Source organism: Dehalobacter sp. DCM (assembly GCF_024972775.1).
GTDB lineage: Bacteria > Bacillota > Desulfitobacteriia > Desulfitobacteriales > Syntrophobotulaceae > Dehalobacter.
The window spans coordinates 4,176,788-4,193,405 of record NZ_CP092282.1 but is presented as its reverse complement, the minus strand read 5'-3'; the positions used below and the strand labels follow the sequence as shown (position 1 = coordinate 4,193,405).

The 16,618-nt window shown below is 46.0% G+C and carries 15 protein-coding genes; 13 read left to right on the top strand and 2 right to left on the bottom strand.

Annotation, left to right across the window (positions count from 1 at the left end; all coding sequences use genetic code 11):
* Positions 1 to 7 precede the first annotated feature (7 nt).
* The 6 genes from fabZ (at position 8) to LPY66_RS19520 (ending at position 5,255) form a co-directional block, all read left to right on the top strand.
* Complete coding sequence (gene fabZ, locus LPY66_RS19545) at positions 8 to 430, top strand: 3-hydroxyacyl-ACP dehydratase FabZ (RefSeq protein WP_337985911.1); 423 nt, start codon at positions 8 to 10, stop codon at positions 428 to 430.
* Between the two features lie 20 nt (positions 431 to 450).
* Positions 451 to 1,797, top strand: coding sequence for an acetyl-CoA carboxylase biotin carboxylase subunit (locus tag LPY66_RS19540; RefSeq protein WP_337985910.1), 1,347 nt, complete (start codon positions 451 to 453; stop codon positions 1,795 to 1,797).
* 40 nt (positions 1,798 to 1,837) lie between these two features.
* Positions 1,838 to 2,764: an acetyl-CoA carboxylase, carboxyltransferase subunit beta gene (gene accD, locus LPY66_RS19535; RefSeq protein ID WP_337985909.1), complete on the top strand. Its 927-nt coding sequence runs from the start codon at positions 1,838 to 1,840 to the stop codon at positions 2,762 to 2,764.
* Complete coding sequence (locus LPY66_RS19530; protein ID WP_337985908.1) at positions 2,757 to 3,701, top strand: acetyl-CoA carboxylase carboxyltransferase subunit alpha; 945 nt, start codon at positions 2,757 to 2,759, stop codon at positions 3,699 to 3,701. The genes accD and LPY66_RS19530 overlap by 8 nt, the downstream gene beginning before the upstream one ends.
* Positions 3,698 to 4,522 carry a biotin--[acetyl-CoA-carboxylase] ligase gene (locus LPY66_RS19525; protein WP_337985907.1) on the top strand — a complete coding sequence of 275 codons (825 nt, stop codon included), beginning with the start codon at positions 3,698 to 3,700 and terminating at the stop codon, positions 4,520 to 4,522. Before LPY66_RS19530 ends, LPY66_RS19525 begins: the two co-directional genes overlap by 4 nt.
* 109 nt (positions 4,523 to 4,631) lie before the next feature.
* Positions 4,632 to 5,255, top strand: coding sequence for a biotin transporter BioY (locus tag LPY66_RS19520; protein ID WP_337985906.1), 624 nt, complete (start codon positions 4,632 to 4,634; stop codon positions 5,253 to 5,255).
* Between the two features lie 619 nt (positions 5,256 to 5,874).
* Here LPY66_RS19520 and LPY66_RS19515 read toward each other — a convergent pair.
* Complete coding sequence (locus tag LPY66_RS19515) at positions 5,875 to 7,125, bottom strand: CapA family protein (RefSeq protein ID WP_337985905.1); 1,251 nt, start codon at positions 7,123 to 7,125, stop codon at positions 5,875 to 5,877.
* A gap of 237 nt (positions 7,126 to 7,362) precedes the next feature.
* Here LPY66_RS19515 and LPY66_RS19510 point away from each other — a divergent pair, with 237 nt between their 5' ends.
* Complete coding sequence (locus LPY66_RS19510) at positions 7,363 to 8,730, top strand: citrate/2-methylcitrate synthase (RefSeq protein WP_337985904.1); 1,368 nt, start codon at positions 7,363 to 7,365, stop codon at positions 8,728 to 8,730.
* Between the two features lie 393 nt (positions 8,731 to 9,123).
* On the opposite strand, the gene LPY66_RS19505 is transcribed toward LPY66_RS19510, so the two are convergent.
* Positions 9,124 to 9,576, bottom strand: a complete 453-nt coding sequence (locus tag LPY66_RS19505; RefSeq protein ID WP_337985903.1) for an Hsp20/alpha crystallin family protein — start codon at positions 9,574 to 9,576, stop codon at positions 9,124 to 9,126.
* Between the two features lie 210 nt (positions 9,577 to 9,786).
* Here LPY66_RS19505 and clpP point away from each other — a divergent pair, with 210 nt between their 5' ends.
* The 6 genes from clpP to LPY66_RS19475 all read left to right on the top strand — a co-directional run bounded on the left by clpP (position 9,787) and on the right by LPY66_RS19475 (position 16,290).
* A complete protein-coding gene (gene clpP / locus LPY66_RS19500) occupies positions 9,787 to 10,416 on the top strand; it encodes an ATP-dependent Clp endopeptidase proteolytic subunit ClpP (RefSeq protein WP_337985902.1) in 630 nt (209 codons plus the stop codon).
* 484 nt (positions 10,417 to 10,900) lie between these two features.
* A complete protein-coding gene (gene galU, locus LPY66_RS19495) occupies positions 10,901 to 11,857 on the top strand; it encodes a UTP--glucose-1-phosphate uridylyltransferase GalU (protein ID WP_337985901.1) in 957 nt (318 codons plus the stop codon).
* Between the two features lie 154 nt (positions 11,858 to 12,011).
* Positions 12,012 to 12,770 carry a hypothetical protein gene (locus LPY66_RS19490; protein ID WP_337985900.1) on the top strand — a complete coding sequence of 253 codons (759 nt, stop codon included), beginning with the start codon at positions 12,012 to 12,014 and terminating at the stop codon, positions 12,768 to 12,770.
* Between the two features lie 603 nt (positions 12,771 to 13,373).
* Complete coding sequence (locus LPY66_RS19485; protein ID WP_337985899.1) at positions 13,374 to 13,772, top strand: hypothetical protein; 399 nt, start codon at positions 13,374 to 13,376, stop codon at positions 13,770 to 13,772.
* Positions 13,773 to 13,873: 101 nt separating this feature from the next.
* On the top strand, positions 13,874 to 14,560 hold the full coding sequence (locus LPY66_RS19480; RefSeq protein ID WP_337985898.1) for a hypothetical protein: 687 nt from the start codon (positions 13,874 to 13,876) through the stop codon (positions 14,558 to 14,560).
* 101 nt (positions 14,561 to 14,661) lie between these two features.
* Positions 14,662 to 16,290: a cell wall-binding repeat-containing protein gene (locus LPY66_RS19475; protein WP_337985897.1), complete on the top strand. Its 1,629-nt coding sequence runs from the start codon at positions 14,662 to 14,664 to the stop codon at positions 16,288 to 16,290.
* The last annotated feature ends 328 nt before the right edge of the window (positions 16,291 to 16,618 follow it).

The window sequence follows — 16,618 nt, the reverse complement described above, 5'->3', positions numbered from 1 at the left end:
GGAAAACATGCTCGATACAAAAGCTATTCAAGAAATCATTCCACACCGCTACCCCTTTCTTCTCATCGACAGGGTCGATGAACTGGAGGAAGGAAAACGTGTTGTTGCGTATAAAAATGTTACTATCAATGAATATTTTTTCCAAGGTCACTTCCCGCAGGAACCGGTCATGCCGGGAGTCTTAATCATTGAGGCCTTGGCTCAGGCGGGAGCAGTGGCCATACTCAGCATGGAACAATACCGCGGGAAAATTGCTTTCTTTACGGGTATCGATAAAGCCAAGTTCAGACGCAAAGTATTTCCCGGTGACATTCTCCGTTTAGAAGTCGAAATTGTGAAAATGAAAGGGCACGCGGGGATAGGAAAGGCACTAGCCACTGTCGACGGTCAAAAAGCTGCCGAGGCAGAGCTGATGTTTTTTATATCATAATAAAGTAGGTGAATACAGCTTTGTTCAAGAGAATATTAATCGCCAACAGAGGGGAAATTGCTGTCCGCATTATTCGGGCCTGCCGTGAGATGGGCATTGAAACAGTGGCGGTCTATTCGAATACCGATCGAAATGCACTTCACGTCGATTTGGCGGATGAAGCTGTTTGTATTGGTCCGCCGAGAGCGCAGGACAGCTATCTCAACGCGGAGAACATTATCAGTGCGACTGTTCTGACCGGTGCGGAAGCGATTCATCCGGGATTCGGCTTCTTGGCGGAGAACAGTAAATTTGCTGAAAAGTGTAAAGCGTGTAATATTGCCTTTATTGGTCCCGACGCCGAAGTCATGGAAATGATGGGAAATAAAGCGAAAGCCCGCCAAGTCATGGCCGAGGCCGGTGTACCCTTGGTACCGGGCATTGAAGGTATATTGGAGAGCTATGACCATGCGCTTCAAGCGGCAGAGATCATCGGCTATCCGATCATGCTTAAAGCTTCAGCCGGCGGCGGGGGTAAGGGGATCCGTGTCGTTAGGAAACCGGAAGAATTACGCAACGCGTATGACATCGCCAAGTCCGAAGCCAAGGCTTTTTTTGGCGATGACACCATGTATATGGAGAAACTGATTGAGGGACCACGACATATTGAAGTACAAATATTGGCCGACGCGTATGGCAATGTGATTCACCTTGGTGAGCGTGATTGCTCCATTCAGCGCCGCAACCAAAAAATTATTGAGGAAGCCCCTTCCACGTTCCTAACCGGAGAAATGCGAAAAGCGATGGGCGAAACAGCAGTCCGGGCTGCAAAAGCAGTGGGTTATAAGAGTGCGGGCACAATCGAGTTTTTGGTCGACAAGGATGGCAGTTTCTATTTTATGGAGATGAATACCCGTATCCAGGTCGAACATCCTGTCTCCGAGTTTGTCACCGGGGTGGATATTGTCAGGGAACAGATCCGGATAGCAGCAGGTGAAACGTTAAGTGTGAATCAAGAGGATGTGGTGATCGGCGGTCACGCCATCGAGTGCCGGATCAATGCAGAAAATCCTGCTCTCAACTTCAGGCCTTCTCCCGGAAAGGTCAATATCCTGCTATGGCCTGGCGGCAACGGCGTACGGGTTGACAGTGCGCTCTACAGCGGTTACGATATTCCACCTATTTATGACTCCATGATTGCCAAGCTGATTACGCACGGTCGGGACAGGAATGAAGCGCTGTGCAGGATGCGGCGAGCGCTTGATGAGTTTATCATTGAAGGTATCGACACGAACATTGAGTTTCTGTTTCAGATCCTGAATAATGAGCGGTTCATTCAGGCTGATATCGATACGGGGTTTATTGCCAAGGAATTTGATTATAAGTAACAGGTTATATAAATATATTATGTGATGACGGTTGGTGCTCATGTTTAAACTAAACAAGGTTTTTAAAAAACCGCGTTATCTTACTGTACAACAGAATACACAGCAATTGGCGCCGACGCAGAAGGAAAGCCAAGGGGCAAAGAGTGAACCACCTGTGATTCCAGGCGGATTGTGGATCAAGTGTCCGAACTGCGGCGAAATCGTTTATGCGAAAGACCTGGACGCTAATCACAAGGTTTGCGTCAAATGCGGCCATCATAGCAGGATGAGCGCTTGGGAGAGAATCGATCTGATTATGGATACGGGGACCTTCAAGGAGCTTGAGCCGGAGTTGTCCAGCGGTAATCCCCTTGAATTTGAGGGCTATGAGGAAAAATTAAAGAGCAGCAGGGAAAAAACTGAGCTTAATGAAGCGGTTGTGACCGGATATGGGAAGATATACGGACATGACGCAGTGATTGCTGTGATGGACAGCCAATTTTTAATGGCCAGTATGGGATCGGTTGTTGGTGAGAAAATAACCCGTGCTTTTGAATTTGCAGCTTCCCGCAAAATGCCGATTGTTATTTTTGCCGCTTCGGGGGGAGCGCGCATGCAGGAAGGGATGTTTTCCCTGATGCAGATGGCGAAAACGTCGGCGGCAGTCGGAAAATACGCTGAACAGGGCGGATTGTACGTTGCCGTAATGACAGATCCGACAACCGGCGGTGTTACAGCCAGCTTTCCGTCTATAGCCGATATCATTCTGGCTGAACCAGGCGCTTTGATCGGCTTCGCAGGCAAACGTGTCATCCAGCAGACAATCAAGCAGGATTTGCCGGAAGGTTTCCAGAGTGCGGAGTTTCTGCTGGAACATGGTTTTATCGATAAAATTGTGCCCAGAGACGCCTTAAAATTAACTTTAGCACGACTTATTAAGCTTCACCCGGCATCAAACAGAAAAAATGGGGGCTCAAACCATGCTTGAGCGCGAAAAGGATATCGCGGAACTGAATAAAGAACTGGATGACCTCAAGCGAATGGCAGAAGTAAAAAATGCTGACTTCTCTTCGGAGATTACCGTGCTTGAGGAAAAGCTGAACAAGATGAAAACGGAGGCCTTCACCAATTTAACGGCCATGGATAAACTGACGCTCTCTCGCATGGTTGAAAGGCCCACTGCTTTGGATTATATTGAGAGGATATTTGACTTTTTTATCGAGCTGCATGGGGATCGATTATACCGTGATGATCCGGTCATTGTCGGCGGTATCGCTAGATTAGGCGATTTACCTGTCACCGTGATTGGGCAGCAAAAGGGCAGAAACACCAAAGAAAATGTGAAAAGAAATTTTGGGATGACGAGCCCGGAAGGCTTCCGTAAAGCATTGCGCTTAATGAAGCAAGCGGAGAAATTTGGGCGCCCGGTCATTTGCTTTATTGATACACCCGGGGCTGACCCCACGGCAGGATCGGAAGAACGGGGCCAGGGTGAGGCCATTGCCCGAAATCTCATGGAAATGGCCGGTCTGCGGACACCGATCATCGCCATTGTTCTCGGAGAGGGCGGCAGCGGCGGGGCGCTGGCGCTATCGGTTGCGGACGAGATCTGGATGTTGGAGCATGCGATATTCTCCATCCTATCACCGGAAGGATTCGCCAGTATCCTCTGGAAGGATTCTTCCCGAGCTAAGGAAGCTGCCCAAGTGATGAAGATAACAGCCCAGGATTTACATCAATTGAAGCTGATTGATCGCATTCTGCCGGAACCTCTCGGCGGTGCTCATCATGATGTTGATGCCATGGCGGCTGTGATCAAGGATGCTCTTTTACAGATACCGTTTACAGCCATGGTGGAAAACATTCAAGACGTGGTTGACACCCGTTACAAAAAATACCGCGGGATAGGAGTTTATGCCGAGTGAACAACGCAGATGACTCCGACTCCTTGCGTCCGGAGAACATATCCGGGTACCTTCGAACAGCGTTCTTAGGAAGAAAAATCATCTATTATGAGACACTGGATTCAACAAATAGCGAAGCGCGGCGGCTAGCGGCACACGAGGAACAGGGAACTGTACTCATCAGTGAACAGCAGACCGCCGGTCGAGGGCGTTTGGGCAGAGAATGGCTGTCACCGAAAGGGTTGGGCATCTGGATGTCTTTTATCCTCAAGCCGGAGCTGACCACGGAGAAGATACCTCAGTTAACGCTGATCGGTGCTGCAGCCGTATATCTGGCAATTGAAGAAGCAGGTATTCACCTTCCGGGCATAGGGTTGACCATCAAATGGCCTAACGATGTTTTCCTAAACGGGAAAAAGGCCGGCGGAATCCTGACGGAGATGCAGCTGCGTGACCACCGTCCGTCGGAGGTTATCGTCGGGATCGGTCTCAATGTCAATAGCCATGAAGCTGACTTTCCGGACACATTGAGAAATACCGCGACTTCTTTTCAAATTGAAACAGGCGCTGTCCAAAACAGACAAAAAATTACCGCAGAGATACTTAATGCCTATGAGTCATTGTATCTCGACTATCTTAAAAGCGGTGACTTAGGCAGGACACTAACGATTTGCCGTGCGCGATCCGAAGTGATCGGCAAAGAGGTGTGGTTGGAAAGAAACCAAAGCCGGCATACGGCACGCATTTTAGACCTGGGCGCGCAAGGCGAGCTGATTGCCGAACTGGAAAACGGAACGATTCAAACCGTCATTTCCGGCGAAGTGTCTCTCAGATTCTCATAATAAATATTTCATATTGTCCTTGGGCCTAAAATAAATTACAATAAGACAATAGCTTTTTTGACAGGGGAAAGCTCACACACAAATACGCATGAAAACGGAGGAAAAGTATATGTATCAGAATCTAAAAGCACTGGATATATATCGTCAAAAACGATTATCTTACTACCAATGGCGCAGTCAGTCATCGGTTATCGCCAAGATCACGCTGGCCCTCAGTCTGGCTTGCCTGACCGGCCTGCTTGCCCAGGTCAAAGTCGTACTGCCATTTACTCCCGTGCCGTTGGTTGCTTCGCAATTCGGGGTCATTCTGGCCGCCATTCTGCTTGGTGGGCGTTGGGGCGGCATCAGCATGGCGATCTATGCTGTTGGCGGGTTTGCAGGTATTCCATGGTTTGCAGGTTTTAAAGGCGGTGCAGCGACGCTGTTGGGTGCGAATGCCGGTTATGTGCTGGGATTCATTCTGGCTGCATGGTTTATTGGCAGCATGATCGATTCCCAGATCGAAAATCGGAAAGCACTGCCGTTGACCGCGGTTATCCTGTTTGCTCAGCTCGTATTGGTTTATATTCCGGGATTAGTTACGCTGGCCCTGTGGCTGGCAGCGAATGGTCAGCCTGTCACGTTGACAGGCGTTCTTTGGATGGGATATATCCCTTTCATTCTCGGTGATGTATTAAAATCGTTGGTCGGGGCTGCTGCTGCTAAAGCGATAGTTCCTATGGAAAAGTACTAAAAGAGAACATCAAGTATAATCAAAATCAGGATAATGGCAGCAAAGATTGCTGCATAACGGCCATAGGGAAACGAATAGGCAAGCATGACAGAACCTCCTTAGAAATCTTCTTTCTGCCTATAGTTTATGGATCGTTGCGGGAAGCGTTAACACGAAATTAAGTAAAACTTGGCTGGCGCCAAGTCTTTAGACGAAGGCGTCAGCCATTGCTGCACTTATGTTGTTCAGAACGAGAATCAAACTTTCTGGACAGAAAGACACTTAGAGTTTTTCTGATATACTAAACTGAAAATACTACGTATGAACATGTGCGCATACGTGGTATTTTTAATAACTACACAAAAGAATATCTCAATCATTTACTTCAAATTAGGTCTGCGTGCCACAGTTCCGGCGACAAGCGGAGCATGGATTGCGTAGCGCAACGGTCCATGGATGACGGACCATGGATGGTCCTAAGTTCAAATTCACCACGGATGGTAATAGAATTTGAACTTCCTGTTAACGATTGCAATTCGCCAAGGAGGGCAAAAGAATTTTAACATCCCTAATGCAATTTATGGAGGGCACAAGAGCCGAAAGCGGAATGTGGCATGCAGACCAACCGCAGAAAAAATTCTTAGGTTGTAGGGTCAATGGGTTCATCAATCAGGACTAAACTCCTTACGCCTTCTACGCAGGAACGTATCCTATCCAAATCCGCATTGGTGATGAGCGGGAACTTATCCGGTGACGCTAAAGCGTCATTGGCAGGGATGACTTCATAAACAAGCTTGCCATTAATACGTTTTTTATTAACCCATGTCGGAACTGTTTGGGTATTCATCACTTTTTTTGTTTTATCCGGGTAGACTCTGAACGTGACATTAGCGATCATACCGCGTTCCGTGTGGATATCATCTACGGTTTCAAGGCGCTGGTCGGATATGAAATTTCCTTGTGAGTAAAATACAGGAACCTTGCCGCCATTGGCATTTGAGAGATAAACAACAGGCTGGAGGACATGGGGATGTCCGCCGAAGATGGCATCAACGCCATAAGTGGCCAGCTCCGAAGCCAAATCCTGTTGAAACTGATCGGGCGTCCGCTGGTATTCGTTTCCCCAGTGCAGGCAGAGTATAACCAATTGTGCTCCCTCCCGGCGGACCTCGTCGACCCGGTTCTTAATGGCGGTTACGGACTGTTCCGGATCATTCGGATCGAAAGTATCCATGAGGCCGCTCATATCCATAGGCAGGAGCAGGCCGTTAATATCCAGACTGCCGTCACTATGTTTAAAACCATAACCGAAATTAAGAAATGCGACCGGGATGCCTTTAATCTCTTTGATCACATAGGTCTTGTCTTTTTGTTCCGATTTAACTCCGATGATATCCAAACCCTCATTTCTGACAGTATCTATGGTGCGGTAAAAACCGGAGACCCCCTCATCCAGGCGATGGTTATTCGCTCCGGTCAGAATATCAATACCGGCATCTTTGAGCGCGTCCACCAGGGAATCAGGGGAGTTGAAGCGGGGATAACCGGAGTAGCCTTTCTCCGGACCGGCAAGAGTTGTCTCCAGGTTGGCAATGGTGATATCAGCCGTTTCCAAATAGGGCGTGACATAGCGATACTGACTTCGAAAGTCATAGCTGTTGCTAGCCGAATCGTAAGCTGCCATATAGAGTGTATTATGTATAAGGATATCTCCGACGGAAGAAATTGAGATATCGACGTAGGGCGCACTGTTTGTTTGATTATTTGTTTCAGGCTGTCCGTTTCCAGGAGTGCCGTTCTCAGGCACTTTGTTTTGATTTCCACCGGTTCCGCAGCCAAAAAGTGTCAAAACGAGTACGAGGGCACTAAGAAGTCCAACAGCTTTTTTCATATGATCACCTTTCTATATTTAAACCTATTAAATTTAAAATATTTTGTTTTGTTTTTTGCCTAATCAATTATATAATTATAGAGATACATTATTTTTGGTCACAGTATTTAAAGAGTGACACGATGAAATCATAACAAATGATAGCAGGATATATCAAGAGCAGAAAATGATATCCGTTATCATGTTGGTATCCATGATCACAACGACCTACGGGTGATATATAGGGGAGGTACTCAGATGGAACAAAAGGAATACAATGTATTTGAAGCAACCATGGTCAAGGAACTTAGCTGTAAAGCCATTGACAGCTGCAATATCAATCCCGAATTGTACGGTAAATACCAAGTCAAGAGAGGGCTGCGCGATTTTGATGGCCGAGGCGTCCTGGTCGGACTGACCGAGATCGGTGAAGTGCACTCGTACATTATTGACGAAGGTGAAAAAATTCCTGTGCCGGGAAGATTGACCTACCGCGGCATCGACATTGTTGATATCGTTGATGGCTTTATCTCTGAAAAAAGATATGGCTTTGAAGAGACGACGTATCTGCTGCTTTTCGGTCATCTCCCCAATGCGCAAGAGCTGGAAAATTTCTGCGCGGTCTTGGATTTATATCAGAAATTACCGGATGACTTTGTCCGGGGTGTGATCTTAAAGTCTCCTGGCAAAGACGTCATGAATATGCTGGCAAGAAGCATTTTGAATTTATATTCCTACGACGACAACCCCGATGATAATTCAATTGAGAATGTGCTTAAACAATGTATGAAACTCATTGCTTGGATGCCTTCGCTCGCCGTCTACGGCTATCAAGCGTACTCGCATATCCACGGCAATCAAAGTCTTTTTCTGCATAGCCCGAAGCCTCATTTGAGCACAGCCGAAAATATCCTCCACATGCTGAGACCGGATAGTAAATACACCCAACTGGAAGCGGCGCTTCTGGATATATCGTTAGTACTTCATGCCGAACATGGTGGGGGGAACAACTCCACATTTGTTACCCATGTAATCACGTCAACCGGTTCTGATACCTATTCGGTCATGGCGGCAGCGATCGGCGCGCTGAAAGGACCCAAGCATGGCGGGGCCAATATCAAAACCTACTATATGTTTGAAGATATTAAACAAAATGTCAAAGATTGGAAGGATGACGAAGAAATTCAACATTACCTGACCAAAATTGTGAATAAAGACGCGTTCGATCGCAGCGGCCTTATTTATGGGATCGGTCATGCCGTCTATTCCATTTCTGACCCCAGGGAAGTTATCTTGAAGGAGTATGCGGGTCAGTTAGCCAAGGAAAAAGACTTGGAAGATGAATTTAATCTTTATCGGAAGGTCGAGCAGTATTCTCCGGCAATCGTCTGCGGCCGCAATCATATGTATAAAGTCATTAGTGCCAATGTGGACTTTTATTCGGGCTTTGTTTATCGCATGCTCGGGTTGCCGCTGGAACTCTTTACACCTATTTTTGCAATATCCCGCATGTCAGGTTGGAGTGCTCACCGCATCGAAGAAATCGTCAGCGGCAGTAAAATCATCCGCCCCGCCTACAAAAGCGTTGCCCCCCGCCGCGATTACATCCCGCTGGCCCAACGGTAAGCGCAGAAGGAGACAGTGGGGACGAAGGAGACAGTGGGGACGTAGACTTTGTCCCCTGCAATACAATAGAATGGTATAAGAAAAGAGGGTGTCACCAAACTACCAAAAAAGTAGTCGGCGATACCCTCACTTTTTAATAAGAGCAAGACAGCGTAATATGGACCAAAAAAATTTAACAGAATAGTGGGACAAGAGACACAGTGGGGATGTGGGGAGACAGTGGGGACGTAGACCTTTGTCTCCTTTTCCAAAGGAGACAAAGGTCTACGTCCCCACTGTCTCCCAGGCCCCCAAGCCAAGCTGTCTCCCAGGGCCCACTGTCTCCCTGTCCACTGTTTCCTGTCTCCCTGAGGCTGGACCCACAGACCAGCCCGTTATGTCGCTTTTATAAGATCAATGCTCAAACTCAATATTAATGGCTTTCTTTTCAGCAGCACTGACTTTGGGCAAGAATACGTTGAGCACACCATTTTTATAGATCGCTCTGACATTGTCGATTGATACGTTGGCAGGGAGCGCAACACTGCGGCGGAATTGCCCGGTAAACCGTTCTTTGCGATGCATTCGGTCTTCCTGGATGACATGCTGTTCTCGATTCAGGGTGCCACTGATTGTAACGACGTTGTTTTCAACGTGGATATCGACATCTTCTCTCTTCTGCAGACCGGGAAGATCACATGTCACAATAATTTCTTTATCGGTTTCATAGACGTCGGTATAAGGAACACCTAATCTTGGCTCATAATCGTCATCGAATAATGTAAATGGAAAACTGTAAAGCTTGTTAATTTCACGGCGGATATAGTCCACATTCCGTAATGGATTGAAAGGTATCATATTCATCATTATGTCCTCCCTATGACAACATTTTTATAAATATTTTATCCTGCTTGACTCAGAATATTCTAATTGGGGTTTAAACTAGAGTTGATTTGGTAAAACATAGTCTTAGAGAATAGAAAAAATTCATAAATACCATATAAATAATTTGACCTTTATTGACCTTTGAGATAAAATAATAACAAAATGAGTATAACAGTGACAGGAGGAATAAATATGAGTTATCTAATCCCAATGGTCGTTGAACAGACAAACCGTGGAGAACGTTCTTATGACATCTATTCTCGTCTTTTAAAAGACCGTATTATCTTTATTGGCGGTCCGATAACGGATGACGTAGCAAATCTTGTTGTTGCACAGATGCTCTTCCTTGATGCGGAAGATCCTGAGAAAGATATCTTCCTTTATATTAACAGCCCGGGGGGGTCAATAACCGCAGGGATGGCTATTTATGACACCATGCAATATACCCGTTCCGATGTTCAAACGATCTGCATCGGCATGGCTGCCAGTATGGGTGCATTCCTCCTTGCTGCGGGTACGAAGGGAAAACGGACAGCGTTACCTAATGCAGAAGTATTGATCCATCAGCCATTGATCGGCGGAGGCGGTCTGTCCGGCCAAGCCACCGAGATTGAGATCCATGCAAAGCAATTGCTGAAAACGAAGAGCAAGTTAAACAAGATTCTGGCAGAAAGAACAGGCCAGCCTCTGGAAAAAGTCGAACAGGACACAGACCGTGATTACTACATGAGTGCAGAGGAAGCAAAAGAGTACGGTATTATTGATCAAGTTTTGGAGAAAGTACCTACGCTGGACACGAAGAAGAAAAACCTTTTAAAATAACTTAAAGTAACCAGACAATCAATTGCTTTTATGCAACGATCACGTAGAAGTAAATGGTGTAAAGGGCAGAGCATCTGATTTGATGCTCTGCTTCTTATTTAGTATATCAGAAAAACTCTAAGTGACTTTCTGATCCAGAAAGTTTGATTCACGTTCTGAATTACATAAGTGCAGCTATGGCTGTCGCCTTCGTCTAAGGACTTGGTGCCAGCCAAGTTTTACTTATGACCGTGCTCCTGTAGGGAGTTTAAGGAACAGCCAGGGCTAAAAATACTGCAAGAAAAGATATGTGTTGCGACGGCCAAGGATGGCCTAGTGGCGAGGAGGACACGATGTTCGGGAGCGACCCAGGTAACAAAGAGACTGCATTTGAAGATGTAGTCTCTTTTCAACATGTTTACGATGAGCATAATAATTTATATAAAATTCCATATACTACAGGTGTTTGTTTATTAAAGTTCAATACCATAAGGGGGAAAAATTCGTGCAAAGGATACGTAAGGCAGTTATACCTGCTGCCGGATTAGGAACACGATTTCTTCCGGCGACAAAAGCGCAGCCAAAAGAGATGCTCCCGATCGTTGATAAACCAACTATCCAATATATTATTGAAGAAGCCGTTCAATCCGGAGTCGAAGACGTTATTATTGTGACCGGGAGAAATAAACGAGCCATCGAAGATCACTTTGACCGGTCTCTCGAATTGGAGATGTTCCTGGAAAAAGGGGATAAACCGGAACTATTGGATATGGTCAGGAATATTGGAGACATGGTTGATATCCACTATGTACGCCAGAAAGAGGCACTTGGATTGGGACATGCGGTCTACAGTGCCAGACGGTTCATAGGCAATGAACCTTTTGCCGTCTTATTGGGAGATGATGTCATTTATTCCGCAGAACCCTGTTTGAAACAAATGATTCGTTTTTATGAACTCTATGGGAACAACATTATTGGTGTTCAGGAAGTTTTGCCTGCAGAGGTGTCGAAATACGGTATCATCAGTGGCAGCAGAATATCTCCAAGGCTTTACAAAGCCGAACAGCTAATAGAAAAACCACCACAGGAAGAGGCACCGGAGTGCCCCCTGGCAATTATGGGGCGCTATATTCTGGACCCGGATATCTTTGATATTCTGGCGGAGCAGCCCCCCGGAAGGAATGGAGAAATCCAATTGACGGATGCTATAGCCAAATTAGGAAACACACAAGAGATATTTGCCTATAACTTTGAGGGCAAGCGTTACGATGTCGGGGATAAACTTGGCTTTGTCCGTGCGACCGTCGAGTTTGCTTTGCGGCATCAGGATATTGGGACAAAGCTGATGGGGTATTTAACGGAGCTTGTAAGCAGATACCAAGCCGAGGGTAAGGAACTGCACCAAAAAGCGTTAAATAATGATATGGACAAAGTTTATGATATTATGAAGAATTATTGTTAGATTACGGAAACAATTCGTTGCAGAATGGAATAATTGCCGAAGAAAGGTGTACTTTCAAAGAAAAAAGGTTGCCAAAAATACCCATTGTGACAAGCTTTTCTCTTAATTATTGGTAATCTTATACAGGAAATACCTATAGTTAGGAGGAATTAAGATGAATTTCAACCGCAGAAGCATCATAACACTGACCGGGGCGGTTGTACTGGCAGCGGTAATTATTGTTGGCGGTATTTATGGGCCTACGGCCTGGAAAGTCTTCCGCGGTCAGGCGGACGTACCCGAGGAGCAAGTGGTGGTTCAGACCCCGGTGGTAAACTACGCCGATGAAGGGCAAACCTCGGATCAGACTACTGACCAAAGCGATTCTCAACTGCCTGTGATATCAGGCGAAGATGTTGCCGAGGATACTCAAATAACGACGGTGCCTCCTGTCGAAGAAAACCCGGCAACCAACTCTACAGAACCAAAAAAATACAGGGAACCGGATCTCAGTTTGTTAAATACGGCTCCTTCAGTCGAAGAATATTTCGGTGAAGATGCCCTGAGCGATGCGGCCAGGACGATTGCATTCGGAGCAGCATGGAACATCCATCAGTATACGGATGGCTACCTTTTTGGTGCGACTGCAGGACCGCAAATGAATGAGCAGGATATTAAGAAGTATATTGTTTTCCATAAGACATTGTGGGAAAAACAAATGGAAAATGAGGTTAATGAAAGTAAGGCCTCCACGTTTGTTGTGTACTTCACGAACCTTTTAAACAGGGGGATTGATGCGTTTGACAGCAAAGATAAAATACGGATAGAACAATTTCATCAGGAAATGCACGATCTTGATGCGCACCTATTAAGAGATGATATGAGTTCAAAGGTATACGGAGCGACACCGTTTGCCACTCAACGCTCGGAGTAGAATGCGATTTGAGAATCGGAGTCTATGCTTATATAGAACGCTATTCGAAAATAGAGCGTTATTGTAAATAGGTATTTTTCAACGTTGAAAGCTAATCCTGCCTCAGTACCTCCCTGATGGACAGGATTAGCTTTTCCATTAACTAAATGAACCTAGTGCCTTGTAAACTCTAATTCCTGTACATCCTTGCGGCAGATTTCATGTAATACTGCGTTGTCGTCAATCGGCATACGCTCGGTATGTCTCAATCCTCCGCCTTGTCTTACAAGAAATCTGCTCACAATTATATTACAGTTTTAGAGTTTACAAGGCACTAGTACATCATTCTGAAATTAGTTGCTCAAATTGCTCCAGAGTAAGGACGCGTGCACAATACCGACGTCAAGCGGAGCATGGATTGCGAAGCGCGGCTCTTTGTGCCATGGAGGGCACAAGAGCCGAAAGTGGTATTGTGTACGCGGCCCAGCCCCATATACGAATATTTGCTAACGTATTTAAAGAATGATGTACTAGTCAACGAAACTTTGGAAATAACAGTTGAACAGCAGGAAGATTTCCGCTTCTTGACGAAATAAATAAGACTTGCAGGAAAGGGGATTATTCATGTTATACACATCACTCATTTCAGGTGGAATTCTGGTTGTCATCGGGATCCTTGTCTATTATTTCAAATTTTCTTTTGGATTTGGTAACAGGCCGGGCCAGAAAGTAGACAAAAAAGGTCTGTCAGAATTCATCGGTAAGAATTTAATCATCGCTGGACTTGCCATTGCGATCATTGACAATGTTATCTATTTCTTTACTAAGCAGTATATTTTTTACGTAAGTTTAGTGGTTGTATTTTTTCTTTCTTTCCGGATCTCGTTTGGCATGAACAAATATATCGGAGAAACACATGCCCCTGGCAAGAAGGCCGATCCCAAGAGAATTGCCAGAAAGATGAAAGCTGGCAAAATACCCGAATCAATGAAGCATAACAAGAAAAAACAGAAAAGAAAATAGTAACCCCGCGCAATAATTATAAATTGAAGCAGGATGTTTAAAATCCTCTTATAAAGGAAACAATTGGAATGTGATTTCTTTTATAAGGGGATTGTGATTTTATGGGTAAAAAGTATTGGTTATTGACCGTTATGATTTTTGTCTTGGGAATTGGGGTCGGTGTCGGCGGTCATATCCTTTGGGGGACAACACTTGGTCCAAATGCGGATTCCACCGCGGATAAAGATAACGCATCGAAAGTAGACACCGTGGGAGAGGAAACAACACTGCCGTTTACACTTCCTGATAATACCGATTCAACGGATCCATCAGACCCTGCAGATTCGGCAAATATTACTGACCCGGCTGACACAGCCGATCAGTCTGACTCCGACTTGGGGACAAATCTGCCGACGGATGACGTGCAGCTGGAAATCGTTGCACAATACAAACAAGCCTTGGGAATACTGTTTGATGCGTGGAAAGCCAAAGACATGGCGACTTTCCGGTCAGCGATTGAAGGGGCGTATACCGGCGAGTTAATGGAGAAGCACATTGCGAAAGCAGAAGGTTATATTCCGGAAGGTATCGGACTGGATATCAGCAATATCGTATTTGATGAGGTTAAAGTGGAATCCACAGACAACTACACAGCCACTGTCGATGCCATCTACCGGTATACGGCCAGAGACTACGATCTTAATACTCAAAAACCTGTTGGCTTGGAACAGGTACATGAGGTTCATGTCAGAGCCAACCTGGTCAAAATTGCTACGCAATGGATGATAACCGGAGAAACGACAATATAGCAGGATTTAGGCGGAATATGGCGAAATATATAACAGCTTAGGAGCGATCTTAAGTTGTTATTTTGTTTATTGGGCTAACCGGATTGGCGGAGGAGGATACGATGCTTAAAAAAACACATCATGCGGTTACCGCAGGGTTTCTCGCCGTTTTATTGACATTTCTTTTTTGGAATTACCCGTCATATGCTGAGGTGATTCCGGCCAATCAGAATCCATCGCGGGAAGTTATTGCTCTGAAACTGGAAACAATAGCTAAAAGTAAAGGAATTCCCAGCATTATCCTCAAAACCATCGCCTACTGTGAAACAGGATGGCGGCAGTTTGATGCCAACGGCAATGTGGTGACCGGCGGAGGCAGTGTGACAAACCCAGCATTAGGCATCATGCAGATCACTAGCTATGATCCGTCCAATACGGCGGAAGTCGATAAACTGAAATTCGACATTGATTATAATATTTCACGCGGTGCCGACCTGCTGAATCTAAAATGGCAGAGCACACCGCAGATCGGTGACGGTGACCGCAATAAGCTGGAGAATTGGTATTTTGCCCTTTGGGCATATAATGGCTGGTCGACTTATAATAATCCCAATAATGCCGCGGCACGGGGTGAGGTCTCTTACCAGGAGGCGATCATTCGTAAGGCGGCGACAGCCTATTTCCCCGGCTTGACAACACCGGTTGAAATCACACCGATACCGGCATCTCTGATTCCCGTGGATACGCTGCCGAATAGCATTCAGACGTGGAGTACTCCCGAGCCCTATCATCTTGGCGATCTGGAGTCAGTGACATTGGGAACCACCACCCGCATCGCCGGCGTTAGCAGGATTGATACGGTCAATCAAGTGGCCATGAGCGGCTGGGCCAGCGGTGCGCAGACGGTGATCATCACCCGGTCCGATGCCTTTCCGGACGGGTTAGCGGGGGTCCCCCTGGCTAAAAAATATAATGCGCCCATATTATTGACAGATCCCAATCAATTGGATTCAGGCATTATCTCTGTTTTAAATACACTTCGGCCGTCCAAAGTAATCATCCTAGGCGGTGTGCAAGCAATCAGTCCCGCAGTGGAATCGTCGCTGAAAACGGTTCTGACCTGGACGCAGGATATCACGCGCATTGCAGGGGCCGATCGCTACCAGACAGCGGTACTCATTGCCCAGAATTTTTCGGTGGGGACAGACGTTGTCATCGCCACCGGGGAGGATTTTCCAGATGCATTGAGTCTGGCTGCCGCGGCTGCCGCCAACGGTCTGCCGCTGCTTCTGACCAAGACTCAGGCATTGCCGCAAGTCACCCAATTGAAGCTAAAAGAGCTCTCGCCCGGTAAAGTCTATCTGGCCGGCGGTGAAAAGGCGATTGTACCCGGCGTTGTTTCTCAGTTATTGAGTACGATCCCGATTTCTGCAGAGAGTATTATTCGATTTGCAGGCGCTAACCGGTATGAAACGTCGATTATGATTGCTAATACATTTTTCCCGGCAGCGAACGAAGTCGTGATAGCTACCGGCCAGGATTATGCGGATCCGCTGGCAGCAGGCGCGCTGGCTGCCAGTCGCTATGGCTGCTTATTGCTCGTGTCGCCTCAGGGATTCACCGTGAATGGACCGACAGAAACGTACCTCGGGAAATTAGCCAGCACGACTAACGTCAAGGTTGTTGGCAGCGTAAGCACGATTTCCGAGAGCACGGTCACCCGTGTTAAATATTTGCTTAGACAGCTTTAAAGAGGCAACAACGGGATAGAGCTGTCACGTTATTGGACCTAAGTGGATAAAAGGACACGAAGTTAGAATATAACACAAGTTTATCAATACATCGTCATTAAAAAGGATATTTTTACCATTAATCCGGCAGCAATAATAATCTGTCGGAATTTTTATTTCCAGGATTGAAGCGGTCTTCGGCCATTTGGAAAATAATGAAAGCAGGAAAAATTGCTTTAAGGAAGAACTTATTACATAAGGTTAACCCAATAGGTTAACTTTTACTGTCTCATCTTTCGTTTCTCGGTATTTGTTTTTGTTCGTTGTTTCTGGTTTCTTTGTTTCAAAC

Bases quoted from the DNA above. Each gene is read 5' to 3' on its own strand.
- fabZ (WP_337985911.1), top strand. From the start codon at position 8: ATGCTCGATACAAAAGCTATTCAAGAAATCATTCCACACCGCTACCCC.
- accD (WP_337985909.1), top strand. From the start codon at position 1,838: ATGTTTAAACTAAACAAGGTTTTTAAAAAACCGCGTTATCTTACTGTA.
- LPY66_RS19530 (WP_337985908.1), top strand. From the start codon at position 2,757: ATGCTTGAGCGCGAAAAGGATATCGCGGAACTGAATAAAGAACTGGAT.
- LPY66_RS19520 (WP_337985906.1), top strand. From the start codon at position 4,632: ATGTATCAGAATCTAAAAGCACTGGATATATATCGTCAAAAACGATTA.
- LPY66_RS19515 (WP_337985905.1), bottom strand. From the start codon at position 7,125: ATGAAAAAAGCTGTTGGACTTCTTAGTGCCCTCGTACTCGTTTTGACA.
- LPY66_RS19510 (WP_337985904.1), top strand. From the start codon at position 7,363: ATGGAACAAAAGGAATACAATGTATTTGAAGCAACCATGGTCAAGGAA.
- LPY66_RS19505 (WP_337985903.1), bottom strand. From the start codon at position 9,576: ATGATGAATATGATACCTTTCAATCCATTACGGAATGTGGACTATATC.
- clpP (WP_337985902.1), top strand. From the start codon at position 9,787: ATGAGTTATCTAATCCCAATGGTCGTTGAACAGACAAACCGTGGAGAA.
- LPY66_RS19490 (WP_337985900.1), top strand. From the start codon at position 12,012: ATGAATTTCAACCGCAGAAGCATCATAACACTGACCGGGGCGGTTGTA.
- LPY66_RS19485 (WP_337985899.1), top strand. From the start codon at position 13,374: ATGTTATACACATCACTCATTTCAGGTGGAATTCTGGTTGTCATCGGG.
- LPY66_RS19480 (WP_337985898.1), top strand. From the start codon at position 13,874: ATGGGTAAAAAGTATTGGTTATTGACCGTTATGATTTTTGTCTTGGGA.
- LPY66_RS19475 (WP_337985897.1), top strand. From the start codon at position 14,662: ATGCTTAAAAAAACACATCATGCGGTTACCGCAGGGTTTCTCGCCGTT.